This window comes from Pseudomonas sp. N40(2020) (assembly GCF_014472415.1).
Classification (GTDB): domain Bacteria; phylum Pseudomonadota; class Gammaproteobacteria; order Pseudomonadales; family Pseudomonadaceae; genus Aquipseudomonas.
The window spans coordinates 1-22,297 of sequence record NZ_JACSZV010000004.1; the positions used below are offsets into that span (position 1 = coordinate 1).

Sequence of the window (22,297 nt, forward strand, 5' to 3'; positions counted from 1 at the left end):
TGTACATGCTTTTGGCGATGTGCGAGACGCTGGAGCAATACACGCCACAGGAGCTGGCGGGTTTCGCTAAAGAAGCCATCGGCTGGGTGGCCAGCCGAAGACTTTAGAGATGTGTAGATACCAATGCAGCGATGAGGCCAGTCAATTCAACACAAAATCCGGATATCTCTACCGCTCGCGCATTGCCTCGGTACGGGCCTTGAGCACCGGTTTCAGCAGGTAATCCAGCACACTTTTCTCCCCGGTAATAATGTCCACCGTTGCTACCATCCCCGGAATGATCAGCAACGGTTTCGCATCCCCGCCCAAGTGGTTTTTATCGGTGCGCACCTGAATCAGGTAAAAGCTGTTGCCTTTGTCATCGGTGATCGTGTCGGCACCGATCAACTCAAGTTTGGCGCTCAACCCGCCGTAGATCGTGTAGTCGTAGGCACTGAACTTGACCATGGCTTTCTGGCCCGGATGCAGGAATGCCACGTCCTGCGGTCGCACCTTGGCTTCGATCAGCAGGTTGTCTTCCAGCGGCACGATTTCGACCATGTCGCTGCCCGGCTGGACCACGCCGCCGATGGTGTTGACCTTCATTTGCTTGATCACACCACGGACTGGCGAGGTCACGGTGGTGCGGCTGACGCGGTCGTCGATGGCGATGCTCGACGCGGTGATTTTCGACAGGTCGGTGCGTTTCTCGTTCAGTTCCTTGGCGGCCTCGGAGCGGAAGGTTTGCTCCGACTCGTCGATCTTGCTGCGGATCTCGGCAATCGCCGACTCGGCCCGGGGAATCGCCAGTGTCGTCGCGTTTAGCGAACCACGAATTTCCACCGCACTGCGCTTGAGCCGCAGGATTTCCACCGGCGACACCGCGCCGGTTTTCACCAGCGGCTCGGACATGTTCATCTCTTGTTGCAGCAGTGCCAGGCTTGAACTGAACTGCCCCTGTTTCGAGCGAAACTCGGCCAGTTCCTGAGTCTTCTGCCGCAGTTGTTCGCTGAGGGTGCGTTGTTCGCTGGCCAGCCGTCGCTGGCGTTGTTCGTACAGCGAGCGTTCGTCTTCGGCGACTTGCGGTGCCTTGGCGATCACTTCATCGGAGAGCTTGAACGGCCGGCCTTCAGACTCCGCCGACAAGCGTTCGACCTGCGCGGTCAGCGCATAACGGTCGGCCTCGCTCTCACCCTTGTTCGAGCGAAACCGCGTGTCATCCAGGCGCAGTAGGGTGTCGCCCTTGTTCACCATCTGCCCTTCGCGGACAAAAAGCTCGGTGACGATCCCGCCCTCAAGGTTCTGGATCACTTGAACCTTGCTCGACGGAATCGCCTTGCCTTCGCCCATGGTCACTTCTTCAAGCACCGCGAACTTGGCCCAGACCAGTGCGCTGATCAGCAGGCCCGCCGCCAGCCACACGGTAATCCGCGACCAGCGTGGCGAATCCTGCAACGAGGCGCCGGCGGTTTCCGGCATGAACTCGGCCTCGGCGCTTTTGCCGAAGCTGTCGAAGTAGCCGCGTGATTTGCCATCGGATGCAGCAGACATGGCTTACTCCTAGACTGCCGCCGAGCCGACACGGCCCTTGCGCAGTGCATCGATGACTGCTTCTTTCGGGCCGTCAGCGACGACCCGGCCGTTGTCCAGCACCAGCAAGCGATCCACCAGACTCAGCATCGAGGTGCGGTGGGTGACCAGCAGCAGGGTTTTGCCTTGTACCCAGCCATGCAGTTTCTGGCGCAGCAGGTCTTCGCTGCTGTTGTCCATGGCGCTGGTGGGTTCGTCGAGCAGCATGATCGGTGGATCGAGCAGCAACGCACGGGCCAGCAACACCGCTTGACGTTGACCGCCGGAGAGCAACTGTCCGCGCTCGCCCACCGGCCGGTCGAAACCTTGCGGATGCTGGCGGGCGAGTTCGGTGACGCCGGTCAGTTCGGCGACTTCCAGCATGCGTGAATCGCTGATGTAGCGCGCGCCGAGGGTCAGGTTGTCGCGCAGGCTGCCGGCCAGCAGCGGCAAGTCGTGGGCGACGTAACCGATCTGCTGGCGAAGGTCGGCGACATCCAGTTGCTGCAGCGCGAGGCCGTCGAGCATTAACTGGCCTTCCTCGGGCTCGTAGAAACCCATCACCAGCCGCGCCAAAGTGCTTTTTCCCGAACCGCTGCGGCCGATGATGCCGACCCGTTCACCGGGTTTCAGGCTGAAACTGACATTGCTCAGGGCCGGTGCATTCTGGCCGTTGTAGTGGAACGTCACGCCGTTGACGTCGAGGGCGCCTTGCAGTTGTGTGCGTTCCAGTGGCCGCTGTTTACCGTCACGCTCCTGGGGCAGGGCCATCAGCGCATCGGTGCTTTTCATGGTCAGTTGCGCTTGCTGGTAGCGGGTGATCAGCCCGGCGATCTGCCCCAGTGGCGCCAGCACGCGGCTGCCGAGCATGTAGGTCGCCACCAATGCGCCGACACTAAGGTTGCCGGCGATGATGCTGTAGACCCCGGCGACAATCGTCGCCATCCCCGAGAACTGCTGAATGAACAGCGTGCCGTTGGTGGCCAGCGCCGAGAGGTTGCGCGCGTGGCTGTCGAGACGGGTGAGGGCGCCGTGGGTGCTTTCCCATTTGTGCTGGCGCTCGCTTTCGGCGCTGCACGCCTTGAGGGTTTCCAGGCCACCGAGGGTTTCGATCAGCAGCGCCTGGCGTTCAGCGCCGAGGCTCAGACTCTTCTGCACCGTGTCGCGCAGGCGCACCTGAATGATCATCGCGAAGATGATGGTCAGCGGAAACGCCAGCAGCGGAATCACCACCAACCAGCCGCCGAGCAGGCCGATCACCACCAGCATCAACACCACGAAGGGCAGGTCGATCAGGCTGGTCAGGGTCACGGCCGTGAGGAATTCACGCAGGCCCTGAAAGTCATGAATGCTCTGGGCGAAACCGCCGATGGTCGCCGGCCGCGCCTTCATCGACATGCCGGTGATGCGCTCGAATAAAGTCGCTGAAAGGATCACGTCGGTTTTCTTGCCGGCGGTGTCGAGCAAGTGTGCGCGCACTACCCGCAGCACCAGTTCGAAACCGGTGCCGATCAACAGCCCGATCGACAGCACCCATAGGGTCGACGTGGCCTGATTGGGCACCACGCGGTCGTAGGTCTGCATGACGAAAAGCGGCACCATCAGGCCTAACAGGTTGATCAGAAAACTGGCGAGGATCGCGTCGCTGTACAGCCATTTCGACAGCTTCAGGGTGTCGCGAAACCACGCATGCACCCGCGGCACCAGCGGAGAACGCAGGTCTTCGAGTTCGTGGCGTGGCCGGGCGAACAAGGCCTGGCCACTGTAGTGTTCGCTGAGTTCTTCGCGGCTGACCCATTGCTCGCCGCCATCGGCTTCACAGGGGAGGATCAACGCTTTGCCGTCATCGCCAAAACGCCGCAGCACGGCGGTGCGACCGTCGTTGAGCAGCAGCAGAATCGGCAGGTTGAGCGGCGAGATGTCTTTCAACTCACGGCGCAACAAGCGCGCCTGCAACCCGGCCCGGGCGGCGGCGCGGGGCAGCAGATCGAGGCTCAGGCGTTGTTTGTTCAGGGGCAGCCCGGCACTCAGACTGGCGCGACTGACCGTCGCGCCATGCAGTTTGCAGAGGATCAACAGACCGTCGAGTAACGGGTCATCGAAGCTCAGCCGCGGATCGACCCCTGCGTTACCGGGTTCCATGCTGGTCATATTGATCGCTCCCCTGTTACCGCTTCATTGGGCTTACTGATCGTTCCCACGCTCCGCGTGGGAATGCCTCCAGGGACGCTCTGAGTCCAGTGACGCGGAGCGTCACGGCTGCATTCCCACGCGGAGCGTGGGAACGATCAGGATCAGCAGCCTTCGGCAGGAGGTTTACGTCATTTCAGCTCTGGCAGACGTGCTTCGTTCTTCACCTCGGTTGTGGCGATCGCATCGGCCGGCAGCACCACCCGTTGCTTGCTCAGCAACTGGCCCATGTTCGCCAGCACGCGGTACATCGAATATTCCTCGGTGTAGCGGATTTCGGTGTAGCGACGGTTGGCGTTGTAGAGCTCGTTTTCGCTGTCGAGCAAGTCGAGCAGGGTACGTTGGCCGAGGCCGAACTGATCCTGATACGCGGCGCGCACACGCTTGGTGGTGTCGGCGTATTCGCGGGCGGTCGGGGTTTGCTTCTTGGCGTTCTCCATGGCGTTCCAGGCCAGGCGAATGTTTTCGTTGAGCTGGCGCAGGGCGTTGTTGCGGATGTCCATCGCCTGATTGATGTCGTGGGCGTTCGCAGCCAGGCGAGCCTTGTCGCTGCCGCCGCGGAACAGGTTGTAGTTCATCACCACACCCACACGCCATTCGTTGTCGTGGCCCTCATCGCCCTGCACGTTGTTGTTCGCGCCGACCGCCGCCTCTGCGTCGAAACGTGGGTAGAACGGCGACTTGGCAACTTCATATTGGCTTTCGGCCGATTGCACGTCGGCCTGGGCGGATTTCAGGTAAGGGTTGTTGTCGACCATGCTCTGCTGGGCTTCGCGCAGATCGGTAGGCAATTCGCCGCGAGTCGAGGCAGGGGTTTCCAGCTCATCGGGCATGCGCCCGACCACGCTGTAGAAGTTGGCTTCGGCATCGGACAGATCGACTTCGGCGGTGTCGAGGTTGTTTTGCGCCAGCGCCTTACGGGCTCCCGACTGGTCGGAGTCGGCGGTGCTGCCAACGCCGCGCTCGGTGCGCAGGCCGATCTGATCGTTGACGCGCAAGTGTGCTTGCAGGTTGTTGGTAGCCAGGGTCACCAGCTCGCGGCGCTTGAGCACTTCGAGATAGACCTCGATGGTGCGCAGGGCCAGATCCTGCGCGGTGCCTTGCGCATAGTAGGCGCGCGAGTTCGAAACGCCCTTGGTGCGCTCGACCTCGTTGGCGGTGTTGAAACCGTCGAACAGCATCTGCCGCAAGCGCAGCTCGGATTGTGTGTAATTGAGAATGCGCGTGTCGTGATTGCCAAACGCGCGGGTGTTGGTGTTGTCGCTGTAGCCGCGACCATAAGCGGCGTTCAAATCGACCGACGGATAGAAGCCGCCCTTGGCGACTTTGACTTGTTCATCTGCCGACAGGCGTGCGTCCACGCGCGAAGCAAGTTCCGGGTGTGTAGCGATAGTGCTCTGGATGGCTTCGGTGAGGTTCATGGCCTGGGCTTGAGAAGTGCAAGCCATGGCCAGCAAAACCGCGCTGCAGAGGGGGGTTAGAACGCGCATGGGTGCATCTCCCTGAGTCCTGATGGTGTCTTACTGTCGCCAAATATTTGACGATATTTTTAGGTGTAGGCGTTTCACTCTTGTAACAACAGAGCTAAGAACATCCTGAAGCGTAGCTAAGAAAAAATTTTCATAAGGCTTATGCCGAAAAAAACTTATGCGCTTTGTAAAAACCGGCACATTGTTCAGCTCGAAAGCCTTTGTTTTATGCGCTTCAGGGAGCTCAAAAAGGCTTGAGGAAAGTTCCATTCACTTTGCGACATACGGCGAAGTACTGCTGAAGGGGAGGGACGCGTAACGGTCAATGAGTGACAGTTTTTTGTCACTCGAGTGATTCACCACCGTTACGTAGCGTTAGTAGGTGTGCTGCCTTGATCAGGGTTCGGAAGTGCTTGATAGCACTCAAGTTTCCCGCTCGGGCAGAACCTGCGAAACGAACTGTCGAGGGTGAGAGCGTCGCCCCGACAACCCGATTGAGCCATGGGCTGCTTCGCGAACCAGTGCCGACGGTGGTCGGCAGCGGAGGATTTCACATGGCAACGCTCATCGGCACCGTTACTAAAGTCATTGGTCAGGTTTTCGCGCAGGGCATCGACGGCACTCGTCGCGCCTTGGTTGAGGGCGACAAGTTGTTTGCCGGCGATCAACTGATCACCGGAGCCGAAGGCGCCGTCGCCGTTCATCTGCAAAATGGCCAGGATTTGACCTTGGGCCGCGGCAGTAACCTGACCATGACCAGTGAGCTGCTGGCCGGGCAGGCTGCTCATGTGAACACCGCAGAGGCCGTGACCCCGAGCGACGCGCAACTGACCGATGTCGAGCAGATCCAGAAAGCCATCGCTGCCGGTGACGACCCGACCAAAACCGCCGAAGCCACCGCCGCCGGCCCCAACGCCCCCGGCAACCCCAGTGGCGAATTGGGCGGCGGGCACAGTTTTGTCCTGCTGACGGAAGTCGGCGGGCGGGTCGATCCGATCATCGGGTTCCCCACCGCCGGGTTCAACGGCATTCCCGAGTTTCCCGAAGAGCGGCGTAACGCGGTCATCGACAATGGCGACGACGGCGTCGCCCCCGCCCCCGTTGTGCCACCGCCGCCGGTGAATAATCTGGTGACCCTCAACGGCCTGGCGGCGCCCGGCGGAGAGCTGAACCTCAATGAAGCTAACCTGCCTGACGGCTCGGCGGCCAATCCCGGCGCCCTGACCCAGAGCGGCAGCTTCGCCGTATCGGCGCCGGACGGTTTGACCAGTCTCAGCATCGGCGGCATCAATCTGATCAACGGCGGCGTGGCCGTCGGCTTCCCGCAGTCGATCACCACGCAACTTGGCAACACCCTGACGATCACCGGTTACAACCCGGCGACAGGCGTGGTCACTTACAGCTACACGCTCAATGGCAATGAAACCCACGCGGCGGGTGACGGCAGCAATAGTCTCAGTGAACAATTCACCGTGATTGCTGGCGACAGCAATGGCGACACCGCGACCGGAACGCTGGACGTCAACATCACTGACGACGTGCCCAGAGCGATCGATGACAGCAATGGCACCGCCTCGGAAACCCAACTCACGCTGACCGGCAACGTCCTGACTAACGATGTGCAAGGCGCCGACCGAGTTCCGACCGGTCCCATTACGCCCGGCACGTTCACCGGGACTTACGGCACGTTGGTGCTCAACGCCAACGGCACTTACACCTACACCCTGAACACCAGCGACGCCGATTTCAAAGCCCTGAACGGCGGCGGCAATGGCACGGAAACCTTCACCTACACCCTCACCGATGCCGACGGCGATACCAGCACCGCCAACCTCGTTTTGCAGATCAACAACAATGACGATCCGGTGGTGATCAACGGTTTGAACGTCGAGGGCGGGGAACTGACGGTTTACGAGCAAAATCTTAGCGACGGCAGCGCACCGGACTCCTCAGCGTTGACCCAAAGCGGCACCTTCAGCATCACCGCGCTGGACGGCGTTACCACGCTGACAGTGGGCGGGATTGCCGTGGTCACCAACGGCGTGGCCGCAGGCTTCCCGCAATCGATCACTACACCTTTGGGCAGCACGCTCACCATCACTGGATTCAACGCCGCAACCGGCGTTGTCAGCTACAGCTACACCCTCGCCGATAACGAAGCGCATCCGACCGCCAACGGCGCCAACAACCTGCCTGAGCAATTCGCTGTCACCGTGGTCGACGACAACGGCACCACCGCCAACGCGACCCTTGACGTGAACATCGTTGATGACTTGCCAAAAGCCGTGGACGACAGCAACCCAACCACCGCTTCGGAAAGCCAGCTCACGCTGACCGGCAATGTGCTGACCAACGACGTACAAGGCGCTGACCGCGTCCCAACCGGCCCAATCACTGCCGGCACTTTCACTGGGACTTACGGCACGTTGCAGCTCAACGCCAACGGCACTTACACCTACACGCTGAACACCAGCGATGCGGATTTCAAAGCCCTGAACGGCGGCGGCAACGGCACGGAAACCTTCACCTACACCCTCACCGATGCCGACGGCGATACCAGCACCGCGAACCTCGTTTTGCAGATCCACAACAACGACGATCCAGTGATCATCAACGGCCTCGACGTCAATGGCGGCGAGCTGACGGTTTACGAGCAAAACCTCAGCGACGGTAGTGCGCCGGATTCCACTGCGCTGACTCAAAGCGGCACCTTCAGCATCACCGCGCTGGACGGCGTAACAACCCTGACGGTTGGCGGCATCGCAGTGGTCACCAACGGCGTGGCCGCAGGCTTCCCCCAATCGATCACTACACCTTTGGGCAGCACGCTCACCATTACCGGGTTCAACGCCGCAACCGGCGTTGTCAGCTACAGCTACACCCTCGCCGATAACGAAGCGCATCCGACCGCCAACGGCGCCAACAACTTGCCCGAGCAATTTGCGGTCACCGTGGTCGATGACAACGGCACCACCGCCAACGCGACCCTCGACGTGAACATCGTCGACGACTTGCCAAAAGCCGTGGACGACAGCAACCCAACCACCGCTTCGGAAAGCCAGCTCACGCTGACCGGCAATGTGCTGACCAACGACGTACAAGGCGCCGACCGCGTCCCTACGGGTCCGATCACTGCCGGCACATTTACCGGGACTTACGGCACCCTGGTGCTCAACGCCAACGGCACTTACACCTACACGCTGAACATCAGCGACGCCGACTTCAAAGCCTTGAACGGTGGCGGCAGCGGCACAGAGAACTTCACCTACACCATCACCGATTCTGACGGTGACACCAGCACCGCGAATCTGGTTTTGCAAATCCACAACAACGACGATCCAGTGATCATCAACGGCCTCGACGTTAATGGCGGCGAACTCACCGTCTACGAGAAAAACCTCAGCGACGGCACCAGCCCCAACACCCCGGCGCTGACCCAGAGCGGTACCTTCACCGTAACCGCCCTCGATGGTCTGCAAACCCTGACCGTGGGCGGCATCAGCGTAGTGACCGGCGGCGTGGCCGCAGGCTTCCCGCAATCGATCGTCACGCCGCTGGGCAGCACGCTGACCATCACCGGTTACAACCCGACAACCGGCGTGGTCAGCTACAGCTACACCTTGGTGGATAACGAATCCCACCCGAACGCCAACGGCGCCAACAGCATCACCGAGAACTTCAACGTCGTCGCCACAGACACCGACGGCAGCACTGCCAGCGGCCAGATCAACGTCAACATCGTCGATGACCTGCCGAGCGCCTATCCCGATGCGGCGTCGGTGGCCGAGGGCGGTACCGTCAGCGGCAATGTGCTGAATAACGACATCGGCGGCGCCGACGGCCCGGCGGTTACCGGCGCGGTGGTCGGCGTGCGTGCAGGTTCCGACACGTCGACCTCGGCCATCGGTGGCTTGAACGCGCAAATCAACGGCACCTGCGGCTACCTGACGCTCGATGCCAACGGCAACGCGGTCTACCACAGCAATCCGAATGGGGTGAACGGCCCCGGTGCGGTGGATGTGTTCACCTACACCGTGCGCGATGCCGACGGTGACGAAAGCACCACGACCATCACCATTGATGTCGCCAACAGCAAACTGTATGCGGTCAGTGACACCGACGTCACCGTCTTTGAGAAAGCCCTCGACCTGACCAAGGACGGCGCCGATCTGGCCCCTGGTACGGTCACCGGCAGCGACCCGACCAACACTGGCGAAACCGCGTCCGGCACGCTGGTCGGCTCGGTCACCGGTGCGGTCGGTGCGATCAGCTATGCGCTGGTCGGCAGTGCCACCGGCAACTACGGGCAGATCGTGCTCAATTCCAACGGCACTTACACCTACACCCTGACAGCGCCGGCGACCACCTCGCCGAATGCCGACGACGGCGCCAACACCCTGACCGAATCCTTCACCTATCAGGCCATCGATTCGCTGGGCAATATCGTCACCAGCACCATCGTTGTCAGCATCGTCGATGACGTGCCAAAAGCTGTGAACGACAGCAACGCGAACACCGCTTCGGAATCGTTGCTGACCCTCAACGGCAATGTGCTGACCAATGATGTTCAAGGTGCGGACGTGGTCGCGACCGGGCCGATCACCGCCGGCACGTTTGTCGGGACTTACGGCACGCTGGTGCTCAACGCCAACGGCACTTACACCTACACGCTGAACACCAGCGACGCCGATTTCAAAGCCCTGAACGGTGGCGGCAACGGCACGGAAACCTTCACCTACACCCTCACCGATGCCGACGGCGACACCAGCACCGCCAACCTGGTGCTGAACATCCACAACAACAACGATCCGGTGATCATCAACGGCCTCGACGTCTACGGCGGCGAACTCACCGTCTACGAGAAAAACCTCAGCGACGGCACCAGCCCCAACACCCCGGCGCTGACCCAAAGCGGCACCTTTACCGTCACCGCGCTTGATGGTCTGCAGACCCTCACCGTGGGCGGGATCGCGGTGGTCACCAACGGCGTGGCCGCAGGTTTCCCGCAATCGACTGTTTCGCCACTGGGCAGCACGTTCACCATCACCGGCTACAACCCGGCGACCGGTGTGATCAGCTACAGCTACACCCTGGTGGATAACGAAACCCATCCAAATGCCAACGGTGCCAACAGCCTCACCGAGAACTTCACAGTGGTGGCGACCGACACCGATGGCAGCACCGCCAGCGGCCAGATCAACGTCAACATCATCGATGACCTGCCGACCGCAAAACCCGACACCGGCTCAGTGGCGGAGGGCGGCACCGTCAATGTCAGCGTTTTGGGTAATGACGTCAGCGGTGCCGATGGCGCGGCCACGGTGGTCGGCGTGCGCGCCGGCAGCAACACCGGCACCTCGGCCGTCGGCGGCCTCAACAGCAATATCAACGGCGCATACGGTTACCTGACCCTGGACGCAGCAGGCAACGCCGTTTACCACAGCAACCCGAACTCGGTGAGTCCACCGGGCGCCACTGACACCTTCACCTACACCATCCGTGACAGTGACGGCGATGAAAGCACCACGACCATCACCATCAACGTCGCTGACTGCAAGCTCGTAGCCTCGGTCGATCAGGACGTGACGGTTTACGAAAAAGCCCTCGACCTGACCCAGAACGGCCAGGATCTGGCCCCCGGCACGGTCACCGGCAGCGACCCGACCAACACTGGCGAAACCGCCACCGGAACACTGGTTGGCGCCGTCACCGGCGGCAGTGGCGCGATCACTTACACACTGGTCGGCAGCGCCACCGGCACCTACGGGCAGATCCAGCTCAACGCCGACGGCACCTACACCTACACACTGACTTCGGCGCCGAAAACCTCGCCGAACGCCAACGACGGGCCGAACACTCTGAGCGAAAGCTTCACCTACAAAGCCACCGACGCGCTGGGCAACAGCACCACCAGCACCCTCGTCGTCAACATCGTCGATGACGTGCCGAAAGCCGTGGCCTCGGATCGTTCGGTGACAGCGGTGGAGATCGATTCCAATCTGCTGATCGTCCTCGACATCTCCGGCAGTATGGCCGACGCGTCCGGCGTGCCGGGCCTGTCGCGGCTGGCCTTGGCCAAGCAGGCCATCAGCGCCTTGCTCGACAAGTACGATGATCTGGGCGATGTGAAAGTGCAGCTCGTCACCTTCAGCAGCAACGCCACTGACAGAACCGCGGTGTGGGTGGACGTGGCCACGGCCAAAACCATTCTCGCCGGGCTCACGGCGGGTGGCGGCACCAACTACGACGCTGCCGTGGCGGTGATGCAAACCGCGTTCAATACCTCGGGCAAACTCACCGGGGCGCAGAACGTTGGGTACTTCTTCTCCGACGGCAAACCCAACGAGGGCGACATCAACGCCGCTGACGAAGCCGCGCTGAAAAACTTCCTCGATGCCAACAACATCAAGAACTACGCGATCGGCCTGGGCAGCGGCGTGAGCAATGCCAACCTCGATCCACTGGCCTACGACGGCATCAACCACACCAACACCAACGCGGTGGTGGTCACCGACCTCAACCAGCTCAACTCTGTGCTGTCGGGCACCGTGGAAGGCGCGCCGGTTACCGGTTCGTTGCTGGGCCAGGGCGGCACCTTCGGCGCCGATGGCGGGTTCATCAAATCCATCGTGGTTGACGGCACCACCTACACCTACGATCCGAAAGCCAACGGCGGCCAGGGTTCGCTGGTGCCAAGCGGCGGCGTCAATCACGGAACGTTCAACACCGCAAACAACACGCTGAGCATCGCCACCAACAACAGCGGCACGCTGCTGATCAACCTCGACACCGGCGAGTACACCTACACCTCGCAAAAAACCACCACCACGGTGATCACCGAGAACATCGGCTTCACCGTGAGTGACAACGACGGCGACCTCGCCAGCTCGACGCTGACCGTGAAGGTGATCCCCAACGCGCCGCCAGTGGCGATGGACGACCACATCATCACCAACGTGCTGTCGAGCAACATCGTCGTGCCGGGTGAGCTGCTGCTGGCCAACGACACCGATCCGAACGGCGATACGCTCAACGCTACGCCAACCAGCTTCAACACCGGCTGGATCTCGAAAGCGGCGGACTTCACCGGCACTGGCGCCATCAGCTTCACCGGCACCAACCCCAACACCGCCGCCAACCAGAACCTGGCCAACGTGCGCAATTCGTTCTCGGCCAACGCGGCGACCATGACCGCCGTGCTGGTGGTCAGCGGCTACCTCGGTGCGGTGACCAACACCAACGCCAACGATGAAGATCGCATCACCGTCAACCTGCGCCAGGGCGAAACCCTCAATCTGGATCACAACCTGGCAGCCGGTAACGTCAGCATGGAGTACTCGATCAACGGTGGCGCCTACATGGCGCTGGCGGACGGCCAAACCCTCACCGCGACGTCGAACGGCGTCTACCAGATCCACATCACCAACATCACCAACCCCACGGGTGGTAACGCCAACGGGTCGGAAAACTACCAACTGACCATGACCCTCAACTACGCCGGGGCACATGACATCACTCCGGATTACAACGGCACCTACACCGCCAACGACAACCACGGTGGCAGCGACACGGCCGCCGTAACCATCAGCTATCAGGATGGTCACACCCTCACCGGCACTGCGGGCGATGACGTACTGGTGGCCGGCACCGGCAACAACATCCTCAACGCTGGCGACGGCAACGACGTGCTCACCGCAGGCTCCGGCAATAACGAAATGCATGGCGGCGCGGGTAATGACTTGATCTACAGCGGCCCGGGCAATGACTTGCTTGACGGCGGTACTGGCATCGACACCGCCAGCTACGCCCATGCCACTGCCGGGGTTACGGTCAATCTCGGTCTGCTCGGTGCGCAAAACACTTTGGGCGCCGGGACCGATACCCTGACCGGCATCGAGAACCTCGTCGGCTCGAACTTCAACGACAGCCTGACCGGCGACAACAATAACAACGTGATCAACGGCGGCCTGGGCAACGACACCCTCAACGGTGGCGGCGGCGATGACCTGCTGATCGGCGGTCTGGGCAACAACACGATGACCGGCGGCGCAGGGGCTGACACCTTCCAGTGGCTCAAAGGCAACAGTGGCCACGACCTCATCACCGACTTCACCCCCGGCACCGACAAGCTCGACCTGTCGCAACTGCTGCAAGGTGAAAACGGCAGCACGTCGTCACTCGATGACTACCTGCACTTCACTGTCACTGGCAGCGGCGCGTCGGTGCTCACCAGCATCGACGTCAGCGCCATGGCCGGCGCCACGCCGAACCAGACCATCGACCTGGCCGGCGTCAACCTGGCCAGCCACTACGGCGTAACGCCCGGAGCTGGCGGGGTGGTCGCCGGCGGGCATGACACGGCGACGATCATCAGCGGCATGTTGAATGATCATTCGCTGAAGGTGGACACGGTGTGATTGGTCTTTGATTCAGGCCTGAAACGACAAAACCCGCCGTCCCTGTTGAACGGGGCGGCGGGTTTTTTCTGGCTGACGTGATCGTTCCCATGCTCTGCGTGGGAACGCAGCCCGGGACGCTCTGCGTCCCCTCCAGAGCCGAACGCAGAGCGTCCGAAGAGGCATTCCCACGCAGAGCGTGGGAACGATCGGTTGTCTGACTTACCCCGGCAGTTCCAGATTATCCAGCCCCCGATTCACCGCCAGCTCCCCGAGCATGATCAATTGCGCGATACCCAGCAGCGTTCTGCGCTGCGATGCGGGTATGAGATGGGCAAGGTGGCGGCTGGACGCGGGTTAGCGAACCGGGTGTAGGCGCCCGGCAGACCCGAAGGTCTCCCACGCACAGCTGCCATGACATCAATTGCAGGCTGCGATCTTTTAGCGTTTCAGGATTTACGCAGGGTCTTCTGCCGAAGAATATAAACCGTCACCAACACCGCACTGGTCAGCATGAACCCCCGCGCCCACGGCAGTGGCACCAGATAGCAGGAAAACAAAATGCTCGCCCACATCAGCCCGATCGCGTAGACCTTGCCCTTGAGCGGAATGCCGTTGCCATCGAGGTAATCGCGAATCCACGGCCCAAGGCGCGGATGCTCGACCAGCCAGCGATAAAAACGCGGAGAGCTGCGGGCGAAACACGCGGCCGCGAGCAATAGAAAGGGGGTAGTGGGCAGGACAGGCAGGAAAATCCCGATCACCCCCAATGCGACGCTAAGCCAGCCGATGGCCAGCAGGATGTAGCGCAACATCAGGGGGCGGTTGCCTATGGGGTTGTCCATAGGCCGTATCTTAGTGGTGACGAGGCTTGAGAATCGCCGGTTTTTCGTCTGGAGCCTGGCACAGCAGGTACAGCGCAGTCAGGGCTTCCGGGATCTGTACGATCATGTCGTCCATCAGGTTGGCGTCTTTGGCGATGTCTTCGAACTCTGGCTGTTCGTCGAACAGGCCCGAACCGACCATGATCGGCAGAAGCATTTCGCTGACTTCTTCTTCGGCGGTTTCGAACCAGGCCGCTTCGCGCAGGAACACGCCTTCCATGAAGCCGATGCACCAGCCACGCAGTTCCGAATCGTCCGGCTCTTCGCCCAGATCCAGTTCGCATGGCAGTTCGAATTCTTCGTCGGACGCCAGTTGGCGGGCGATGTGCGCCTTGAGGCCGATCAGGGTGGCTTCGATCTCTTCGCGCTGTGCCTCGCTGCTGTAATGCGGCTCTTCGGCGAACAGGGCGTCGATCCACTCACGTTCCGATACGTCTTCCGCGCAGATCGACAACGCGGTGAGGTAACCGTGGGCGGCCACGTAATCCAGCGCCTCGTCATGCAGTTCGTCGGCGTCGAGGAAGACTTGCAGGCGGGTCAGTTGCTCAGCGAAGGACATTACGGGGCTACCTTGGGGGAATAAACAATGCGGGAATTCTAGGCCTTCTTGAGCGCTCAAGCCAGCCGCATGGCAGATTTGCCTGATTGCGGCAGGTTTCTCGAGTCTCTTATCAGCGGCACCCTCTGCGGGGGAGGGCTCGGGTATACTGCCGCGTTTTGCGATCCCTGCCCGTATTGCGGCCGCCATGCAACGCGCCCTTACGTTTTGTTTAAGCAGCTCAGGCTGTCTTGAACCAGCCTGAGCAGGGATGTTTCGGTAGATTTTTGGAGTTTTTATGCTCGAACAGGCTCAACGCGTCCTCAAGGACATCTTCGGCTACGACAGTTTCCGTGGCCGGCAGGGTGCAATCATTGAGCGCGTGGCCAGCGGCGGTGATGCGCTGGTGCTGATGCCTACCGGTGGCGGCAAGTCCCTGTGCTTTCAGGTGCCCGCGTTGTTGCGCGATGGCCTGGCGGTGGTGGTCTCGCCGTTGATCGCCTTGATGGACGATCAGGTCGCCACCCTTGAAGAGCTGGGTGTGGCCGCCGCCGCGCTGAACTCCACTTTGAGCGCCGAACAGCAGCGTGATCTGGCGGCGCGGATCAAGCGCGGTGAAGTGAAGATGTTGTATCTGGCGCCCGAGCGTCTGGTGCAGCCGCGCATGTTGTCGTTCCTGCAAGGGCTGAACATTGCCCTGTTCGCCATCGACGAAGCCCACTGCGTATCGCAATGGGGCCACGACTTCCGTCCGGAATACCTGCAACTTGGCCAATTGGCCGAGATGTTCCCCGATGTGCCGCGCATCGCCCTGACTGCCACCGCCGACAAGCGAACTCGCGAAGAAATCGTCACCCGCCTGCATCTGCAGAACGCCGAGCGCTTCCTGTCGAGCTTCGACCGGCCGAACATCTTCTATCGCATCGTGCCCAAGGAGCAGCCACGCAAGCAGTTGCTGGCGTTTCTGGCCGAGCGGCGCAGCGATGCCGGCATCGTCTATTGCCTGTCGCGTAAAAAGGTCGAGGAAGTCGCGGCGTTCCTCAGCGAGCAGGGTTTCCCGGCGCTGCCGTATCACGCCGGCCTGCCCAATGAGTTGCGTGCGTTCAATCAGAAGCGCTTCTTGAATGAGGAAGGGTTGATCATGGTCGCCACCGTGGCGTTCGGCATGGGCATCGACAAGCCCAACGTGCGCTTCGTCGCTCACCTCGATCTACCGAAATCCCTTGAGGCGTATTACCAGGAAACCGGACGCGGTGGCCGTGACGGTCTGCCGGCGGATGCGTGGATGGCCTACGGCCTGCAAGACGTGGTGATGCTCAAGCAGATGTTGCAGAACTCCGAAGGTGACGAACGTCACAAGCGTCTGGAGCAGCACAAGCTTGACGCCATGCTGTCGCTGTGTGAGGAGACCCGCTGCCGTCGTCAGACCCTGCTGGCCTATTTCGATGAAGAGATGGCCGAACCTTGCGGCCATTGCGACAACTGCGTCGATGGCGTGCAGACCTGGGACGCCACCGAGCCTGCACGTCAGGCGCTGTCGGCGATCTATCGCACCGGTCAGCGTTATGGCGTCGGCCATCTGGTCGATGTGCTGCTGGGCAAGGACAACGAAAAGATTCGCAGCTTCGGCCATCAGCATCTCTCTGTGTACGGCGTCGGCAAGGCGCTGAGCGAGAGCGAATGGCGCTCGCTGTTCCGCCAGTTGGTGGCGCGCGGCCTGGCCGATGTCGATCACGAAGGCTACGGCGGCCTGCGTCTGAGCGACACCTGTCGGCCGCTGCTCAAGGGCGAGGTTACGCTGGAACTGCGCCGCGATCTCAAGCCGCAGGTCACCGCCAAAAGCGGCAGCAAGAGCCCGGCCAGCCAATTGGTGCGCGGCGAAGAGCGCGAACAGTGGGAAGCCCTGCGTGCGCTGCGGCGCAAACTCGCCGAAGAGCATGGTGTGCCGCCGTACGTCATCTTCCCCGACTCGACCTTGCTGGAAATGCTCCGCAGCCAACCGACATCGCTGGCGGATATGGCTCGTGTCAGCGGCGTCGGCGCGCGCAAGCTGGAACGTTATGGCGAGGCCTTCCTCGAAGTGCTCGGCGGCGAAGCGGAGGCGCCGAAAGTGGTGGCCGACGTGCGTCACGAATTGATCACCCTGGCTCGCGCCGGCATGACGCCGATGCAGATCGCCGGTCAGTTGCAATGCTCGGAAAAGAACGTCTACACCATGCTCGCCGAGGCTATTGGCAAGCAGCAGTTATCGCTGGAGCAGGCGCTCGACTTGCCGGAAGAACTGATGGGTGAAGTGCAGGACGCATTCCTTGATGGCGAGGGCGAACTGCCGCCGGTCGCCGAAGTGGCTGAGCTGTTTGCTGGTCGTGTTCCAGAAGGTGTTCTTTATTGCGTGCGGGCTGCGCTGCAATCGGAATTCGAAATGTAAGGCGGCGTTTGCGCCAAGCCTCATACAGTTGTAACGATTCAGTACAGAGCGCCACTTGCCTATAGCTGCAGCTCATGCTTAGCTGACTAATAATTAGTTTTTCTCTATTACTTCAGTTTAATCACGAGAGTTTTATGCCGTTAACCGATCAACACCGCTTTGGCATGCAACTGGCCCAGATGTCGCGCGGCTGGCGTGCCGAACTGGACCGCCGGCTGGCGGGCCTGGGGCTGTCCCAGGCACGCTGGCTGGTGCTGCTGCACCTGGCGCGTTTCGAAGACGCCCCGACCCAGCGAGAGCTGGCGCAAAGCGTCGGCGTTGAAGGCCCGACGCTGGCACGCTTGCTCGATAGTCTGGAAGGCCAGGGTCTGGTGCAACGCCAGTCCGTGATGGAAGACCGCCGGGCGAAAAAAATCGTCCTCTGCGCACCCGCACTGCCGCTTATCGAACAAATCGAAACCATTGCCACCCAACTGCGTCACGAATTGTTCGAAGGCGTCGACGAGGCGGATTTGAAGGTGTGCATGCGAGTTCACGGGCACATCCTGGGCAACCTGGAAAAATCTTGAGGCATAACCACGTGCCGGTTTTTTGAGGGATCGCGTTGAGCAAGCTATAAGAACTACTAGGCAATATCGTGTTCGTACCGGATGTGCGAATGCATAGAAGTCGGTTTTGCTTATTAAAGGGATGCTCATGCTCGCAAGTTGGCACGTGGTACTGCGCGTTTGCGCCAAAGGGCTGTTGGTCGCTGGCGCAGTCGGCTATTCAACCTTGTCGTTGGCTCTGGGGCTGGGTGACATCACGGTTCATTCGGGCCTTAATCAGCCGCTCAAGGCCGATATTGCGCTGATCGATGTCGGTGCTTTGACGCAAAGTGACCTGTCGGTGAGCCTGGCCACGGCAGACGAATTCGGCAGTGCCGGGGTCGAACGGGTGTTCTTTCTCAACGACCTCAAGTTCACGCCGATCCTGCATGGCAATCGCCAGATGATCCGGGTCACTTCCAGCAAACCGGTCAACGAACCCTTTCTGAATTTCCTTGTGCAGCTCAATCAGCCCAATGGCCGCGTGTTGCGCGAATACACCGTACTGATCGATCCGCCGGGCTCGCCGGGTATCGTGCCAGCCACCGATGAACCGGATCCGCGCGCGCAGTCCTCGGCGTTTCCCACGGTCGAACCGGTCACCGCGCCGCCCCAGGCAGCGCAGGGCAAGCGCGGAACACCTGCGGTGCCACCACCGACGACGGCACCGGCCAACGAGGCGCTGGCCGAGCAATTGGCCGCCAGCGTGCTGCAGAGCCAACAATTGCAAAAGTCCCTGGACGAGCTGAATGCGAAACTGCAGGCACAGGATGTGCAGATTGCCGACGGCAAGAAGCAGGTCAGTGATCTGCAGACACGCTTGGCCGAATCTCAGAAGCCACCGCCAGCGCCGGTGGTAACTCCGGCACCTGCTGCGGTTGTTGTACCGGTCGAGTCCACGGACGACGGGTTGAACTGGCCACTGCTCGGAGGTCTGTTGTTACTGCTGGGGGCATTGGCTGCGTTGTTCGTTCACCGTCGACGCAAACAACAGATGCCGAGTGACGCACCAGTGCCGCTGTTGCCGCTGCGCAATGAGGTCGATGTGGATGAACCCGAGAGCGCCGAACCGGTCAGGACTCACGCCTCAGCCGAGCATCGTGAAGAGCCGGCGGCGGGTGATGTCCTGGAAGCCGTGGGCATTTACCTGGCATACGGGCGACTTGGCGAAGCAGCCGGGTTGTTGCGCGATGCGCAGCATAAGGAGCCGGAGCGCATCGATCTCGGTCTGCAATTGCTCGAGGTGCTGGGGCGTCAGGGCGATAGTGCTGCTTACGAGCAGCAGGAAAGTCATTTGCGTGCGCGTGGAGTGGAGGCTCACCAGTTGCAGGATGTTCGCGCCCGGCATCCGAAACTGACGAGCACTGAGCCGCTGGCGGCAACGGCGCCATTGGTCGCCAGCATTACGCCTGTCATTGTTGCCGCTCCCGAATCCGCTGCGGCTGAGCATGATTTCGAGTTGAATCTGGATGAGTTGTCGATGGATTCCAGCTGGGATCTGGAGGACAGCCGTGCGGCACCGGTTCAGCCACCAGCCGAAGCGTCCGCTTTGGGTTCCAGCCTGCAAGTGTTGCCGCAGGACTTTGAATTGCCGGAAACCGTGACCAGCGATGAAGCCGAGCTTGAGTGGATCCCCGAGCCGGACGCGCAGCCGCTGGACGATGACTTTCTCAATGAATTTTCTGATCCGGAGCCATCGCTCGCGCTGGAGCCGTTGGCGTTGCAAATGTCGGAGCCCGAAGAGGCGGCAGGTTCCGGGAAGCTCGAACAGGCTCAGACCTGCATCGATGACGGCGACATCGACAGCGCGATTGCGTTGCTCAATGAATTGCTCAAGGAAGGGGATGAGCCTTTAAAGCAAACCGCGCGGACCCTTCTGGCAGGCATCCGCTGATCCCCTGTAGAAGCTGCCGAAGGCTCGGGCCGCGATCGGACGATCTTTTCAAAGCAAGATCAAAAGATCGCAGCCTCGTTTCACTCGACAGCTCCTACAGGGGTGTTCAAAAGGTTTGGCCCAGATTCAAATACACAGCCTGCTCATTCGCATCATTCAACCCATAACTGAAATTCAACGGCCCCAGTGGTGTATCGAAGCCAATAAACACACTGGCCGCATTGATGTAGCCACTGTCGAATTCATTGTCGTTGTTCCACGCTCGCCCACGTTCCAGCGAGGCGCCGGCGTACAGCGGGAAATCCAGCGGCAGATACGAACGCGGTGTCAGCCGACGGTAATACACCGCCCGCATCAAACTGACGTTCTGCCCGGAAATCGCGTCCTCACGGAAACCTGACAGCTGCCGAGCGCCGCCGAGCAGGAAGCTCGACGTCACCACATTGGTGTCGTCGAGTGTGCGGCCATAGCGTCCCCCCAGAATCAGCGTGTCGGGTCCGTGACTCATGGCTTTATCGAGTTTGAATTCCCATTGTCGGTAGCGTGTGTCTGAACCCAGGCTCGGTTCAAATTGCAGGAAGGTCAGGCTGACGTCCTTGCCCTCGTGCGGGTAATAAACGTTGTCCAGCGAGTCGTAGGAATATTTCAACGAATAGAAGCCTTCGTTGAAGTTTTCGCTGGGCAGATCCTGATCGCCAATACGCACGTCGGCCTTGCCCCAGGCTTCACCGACACCCAAACGCACTTCGCCATTGTTGCCGATCTGCCGACCGACATTCAGGGCCATTCCGTAGCGCTCGACCCGGTATTGAGCGATCGGATCATTGTCGAGCACCGCATCGACGTTCTGTGCCTCAAACACCATCGAGGGCGCTATGAAATAGCGAGAGCCGACGTCCAGTGGCTGATAAAACTCGCTGTACAGCTCCTGTTTTTCGCCGATCTGCGCGCGGGTCAGCCATTCCGCACCGAGGCGGTTGATGCCGTTGATACGGTAACTGGCACCAAGGTTGAAGGCGCTGGCGCCGCGCATGTCGTCTGACAGGTTGAGGCCGACTCGCAGGTAGTCGGTGCCGCTGCGCTTGCCCCGGGCGCTGATCACCAACGTGTGATCCTGACCCTTGTGCACTACGCGGTATTGCACCTGCTCGAAGTAATCGAGGCCGTACAAGGTGCCCATGTCCGAATGCAGTCGGCCCAGATCCAGCGGCTCGCCGATGTGCTGACGGATGTAGTAACGGATCACATCGTCGTCGACTTTCGAATCATTCTCGACCTTGATCGCGGTGATGATCGGCGTGCGTTGGCCGGGCGCGCGCGCGGCGTTGAGTTGGGCATCCTGAGCAACCACCGGTTTGAGCCGTGCCAGGCGGGCATCGAGGATTTTGGTGGCGCGGTAACCGGCATCTATCATTTCCTGGGCGCGGCCGAAATCAGTGACGCCGAAACTCGCCAGCGCCGGTTGGATCAGCACGTCTGTCGGTTTCAGCGCGGCCAGTTGCTCCTCGGAGTTGCGTCGGGTCATCAAGGTGATCGACTGGTTAAGTACATCAACCACGGTGGTCAGTTGCTTGCGGTTGCGCAGCGGTGTGCCGATGTCGACGACAATGGCGATATCGACGCCCATTTGCCGTGCGACATCGAGCGGGATGTTGTCGGTCATGCCGCCATCCACCAGCAGCCGGCCATCGAGTTCGACCGGGGCGAACACCGCAGGTATCGACATGCTGGCGCGGATCACCTGGGGCAGGTGGCCTTTGCGGAACACCACTTTCTCGCCGTTGGCGATGTCGGTCGCCACGGCGCGGAAGGGGATCGGCAGTTTGTCGAAGTCCCGGGTGTCACTTGTGTGCGCCAGCAGGCTTTCCAGCAGCAGCGCCAGGTTCTGGCCCTGAATCACCCCCAGCGGCAGGCCGACGCTGCCGTCGTCGCGAAAGCTCAGTTTCTGTTTCACCAGAAAATCGCGGTCATCCTGCTTGCGCCGGAACGGCACGTCTTCCCGGGGCGGCGCATCGGACAACGCCTGTTGCCAGTCGATGCTCAGGGCGAGTTTTTCCAGTTCGTCGATCTTGTAGCCCGAGGCATACAGGCCGCCAACCACAGCGCCCATGCTGGTACCGGCAATCGCATCGATCTTGATGCCTTGCTCCTCCAGCGCCTTGAGCACGCCGATGTGCGCCAACCCGCGAGCGGCACCACCGGACAGCACGAGGCCGACTTTCGGTCGCGGCGTTTCGCTGGCGAAAACGAACAGAGGAAGGAAACCAAGCAGCAGGCAGAACAGCAGACGGCGCATTGTGAGTCTCGGGGCAAGCGGTAAAGCCGGCTATTATAGCGGCGCCCTCTGTCTCAGGAGTTTCCAC

General features: G+C 61.0%; 10 protein-coding genes and 1 pseudogene. 4 read left to right on the top strand and 7 right to left on the bottom strand.

What is annotated here, in order from left to right; genetic code table 11:
• Positions 1–168: 168 nt before the first annotated feature.
• The 3 genes from IAI51_RS04015 to IAI51_RS04025 all read right to left on the bottom strand — a co-directional run bounded on the left by IAI51_RS04015 (position 169) and on the right by IAI51_RS04025 (position 5,228).
• Entirely contained in the window at positions 169–1,530 is a 1,362-nt protein-coding gene (locus tag IAI51_RS04015; RefSeq protein WP_187677310.1) for an HlyD family type I secretion periplasmic adaptor subunit, read from the bottom strand.
• Positions 1,531–1,539: 9 nt separating this feature from the next.
• Complete coding sequence (locus IAI51_RS04020) at positions 1,540–3,699, bottom strand: type I secretion system permease/ATPase (protein ID WP_187677311.1); 2,160 nt, start codon at positions 3,697–3,699, stop codon at positions 1,540–1,542.
• Between the two features lie 170 nt (positions 3,700–3,869).
• Complete coding sequence (locus tag IAI51_RS04025) at positions 3,870–5,228, bottom strand: TolC family outer membrane protein (protein WP_187677312.1); 1,359 nt, start codon at positions 5,226–5,228, stop codon at positions 3,870–3,872.
• A gap of 533 nt (positions 5,229–5,761) precedes the next feature.
• Between IAI51_RS04025 and IAI51_RS04030 the strand changes: the two genes are divergently transcribed.
• Complete coding sequence (locus IAI51_RS04030) at positions 5,762–13,624, top strand: retention module-containing protein (protein ID WP_187677313.1); 7,863 nt, start codon at positions 5,762–5,764, stop codon at positions 13,622–13,624.
• Between the two features lie 201 nt (positions 13,625–13,825).
• Here the strand turns inward: IAI51_RS04030 and IAI51_RS28125 are convergent.
• The 3 genes and pseudogenes from IAI51_RS28125 to IAI51_RS04040 form a co-directional block, all read right to left on the bottom strand.
• Positions 13,826–13,939 (bottom strand): annotated as a pseudogene (locus IAI51_RS28125) (DUF6124 family protein); the annotation flags it as partial.
• Positions 13,940–14,052: 113 nt separating this feature from the next.
• The gene (locus tag IAI51_RS04035; RefSeq protein WP_025110581.1) at positions 14,053–14,448 is read right to left on the bottom strand and encodes a YbaN family protein; all 396 of its coding nucleotides are present in this window, start codon (positions 14,446–14,448) and stop codon (positions 14,053–14,055) included.
• Between the two features lie 10 nt (positions 14,449–14,458).
• Positions 14,459–15,046 (bottom strand): YecA family protein, encoded by a 588-nt coding sequence (locus IAI51_RS04040; protein WP_187677314.1) that lies wholly within the window; start codon positions 15,044–15,046, stop codon positions 14,459–14,461.
• Positions 15,047–15,323: 277 nt separating this feature from the next.
• Between IAI51_RS04040 and recQ the strand changes: the two genes are divergently transcribed.
• The 3 genes from recQ to IAI51_RS04055 all read left to right on the top strand — a co-directional run bounded on the left by recQ (position 15,324) and on the right by IAI51_RS04055 (position 19,934).
• Positions 15,324–17,453: a DNA helicase RecQ gene (gene recQ / locus IAI51_RS04045; protein ID WP_187677315.1), complete on the top strand. Its 2,130-nt coding sequence runs from the start codon at positions 15,324–15,326 to the stop codon at positions 17,451–17,453.
• A 134-nt stretch (positions 17,454–17,587) separates the two neighbouring features.
• Positions 17,588–18,022 carry a MarR family transcriptional regulator gene (locus IAI51_RS04050; RefSeq protein WP_187677316.1) on the top strand — a complete coding sequence of 145 codons (435 nt, stop codon included), beginning with the start codon at positions 17,588–17,590 and terminating at the stop codon, positions 18,020–18,022.
• 127 nt (positions 18,023–18,149) lie between these two features.
• Positions 18,150–19,934, top strand: a complete 1,785-nt coding sequence (locus IAI51_RS04055; protein ID WP_187677317.1) for a FimV/HubP family polar landmark protein — start codon at positions 18,150–18,152, stop codon at positions 19,932–19,934.
• Positions 19,935–20,040: 106 nt separating this feature from the next.
• Here the strand turns inward: IAI51_RS04055 and IAI51_RS04060 are convergent, their stop codons facing one another.
• Positions 20,041–22,230 carry a patatin-like phospholipase family protein gene (locus IAI51_RS04060; protein WP_187677318.1) on the bottom strand — a complete coding sequence of 730 codons (2,190 nt, stop codon included), beginning with the start codon at positions 22,228–22,230 and terminating at the stop codon, positions 20,041–20,043.
• Positions 22,231–22,297 lie beyond the last annotated feature (67 nt).

Excerpts from the sequence above, each read along its gene's own strand:
- IAI51_RS04025 (WP_187677312.1), bottom strand. The coding sequence starts at position 5,228 with ATGCGCGTTCTAACCCCCCTCTGCAGCGCGGTTTTGCTGGCCATGGCT.
- IAI51_RS04040 (WP_187677314.1), bottom strand. The coding sequence starts at position 15,046 with ATGTCCTTCGCTGAGCAACTGACCCGCCTGCAAGTCTTCCTCGACGCC.
- recQ (WP_187677315.1), top strand. The coding sequence starts at position 15,324 with ATGCTCGAACAGGCTCAACGCGTCCTCAAGGACATCTTCGGCTACGAC.
- IAI51_RS04015 (WP_187677310.1), bottom strand. The coding sequence starts at position 1,530 with ATGTCTGCTGCATCCGATGGCAAATCACGCGGCTACTTCGACAGCTTC.
- IAI51_RS04055 (WP_187677317.1), top strand. The coding sequence starts at position 18,150 with ATGCTCGCAAGTTGGCACGTGGTACTGCGCGTTTGCGCCAAAGGGCTG.
- IAI51_RS04050 (WP_187677316.1), top strand. The coding sequence starts at position 17,588 with ATGCCGTTAACCGATCAACACCGCTTTGGCATGCAACTGGCCCAGATG.
- IAI51_RS04020 (WP_187677311.1), bottom strand. The coding sequence starts at position 3,699 with ATGACCAGCATGGAACCCGGTAACGCAGGGGTCGATCCGCGGCTGAGC.
- IAI51_RS04035 (WP_025110581.1), bottom strand. The coding sequence starts at position 14,448 with ATGGACAACCCCATAGGCAACCGCCCCCTGATGTTGCGCTACATCCTG.
- IAI51_RS04060 (WP_187677318.1), bottom strand. The coding sequence starts at position 22,230 with ATGCGCCGTCTGCTGTTCTGCCTGCTGCTTGGTTTCCTTCCTCTGTTC.
- IAI51_RS04030 (WP_187677313.1), top strand. The coding sequence starts at position 5,762 with ATGGCAACGCTCATCGGCACCGTTACTAAAGTCATTGGTCAGGTTTTC.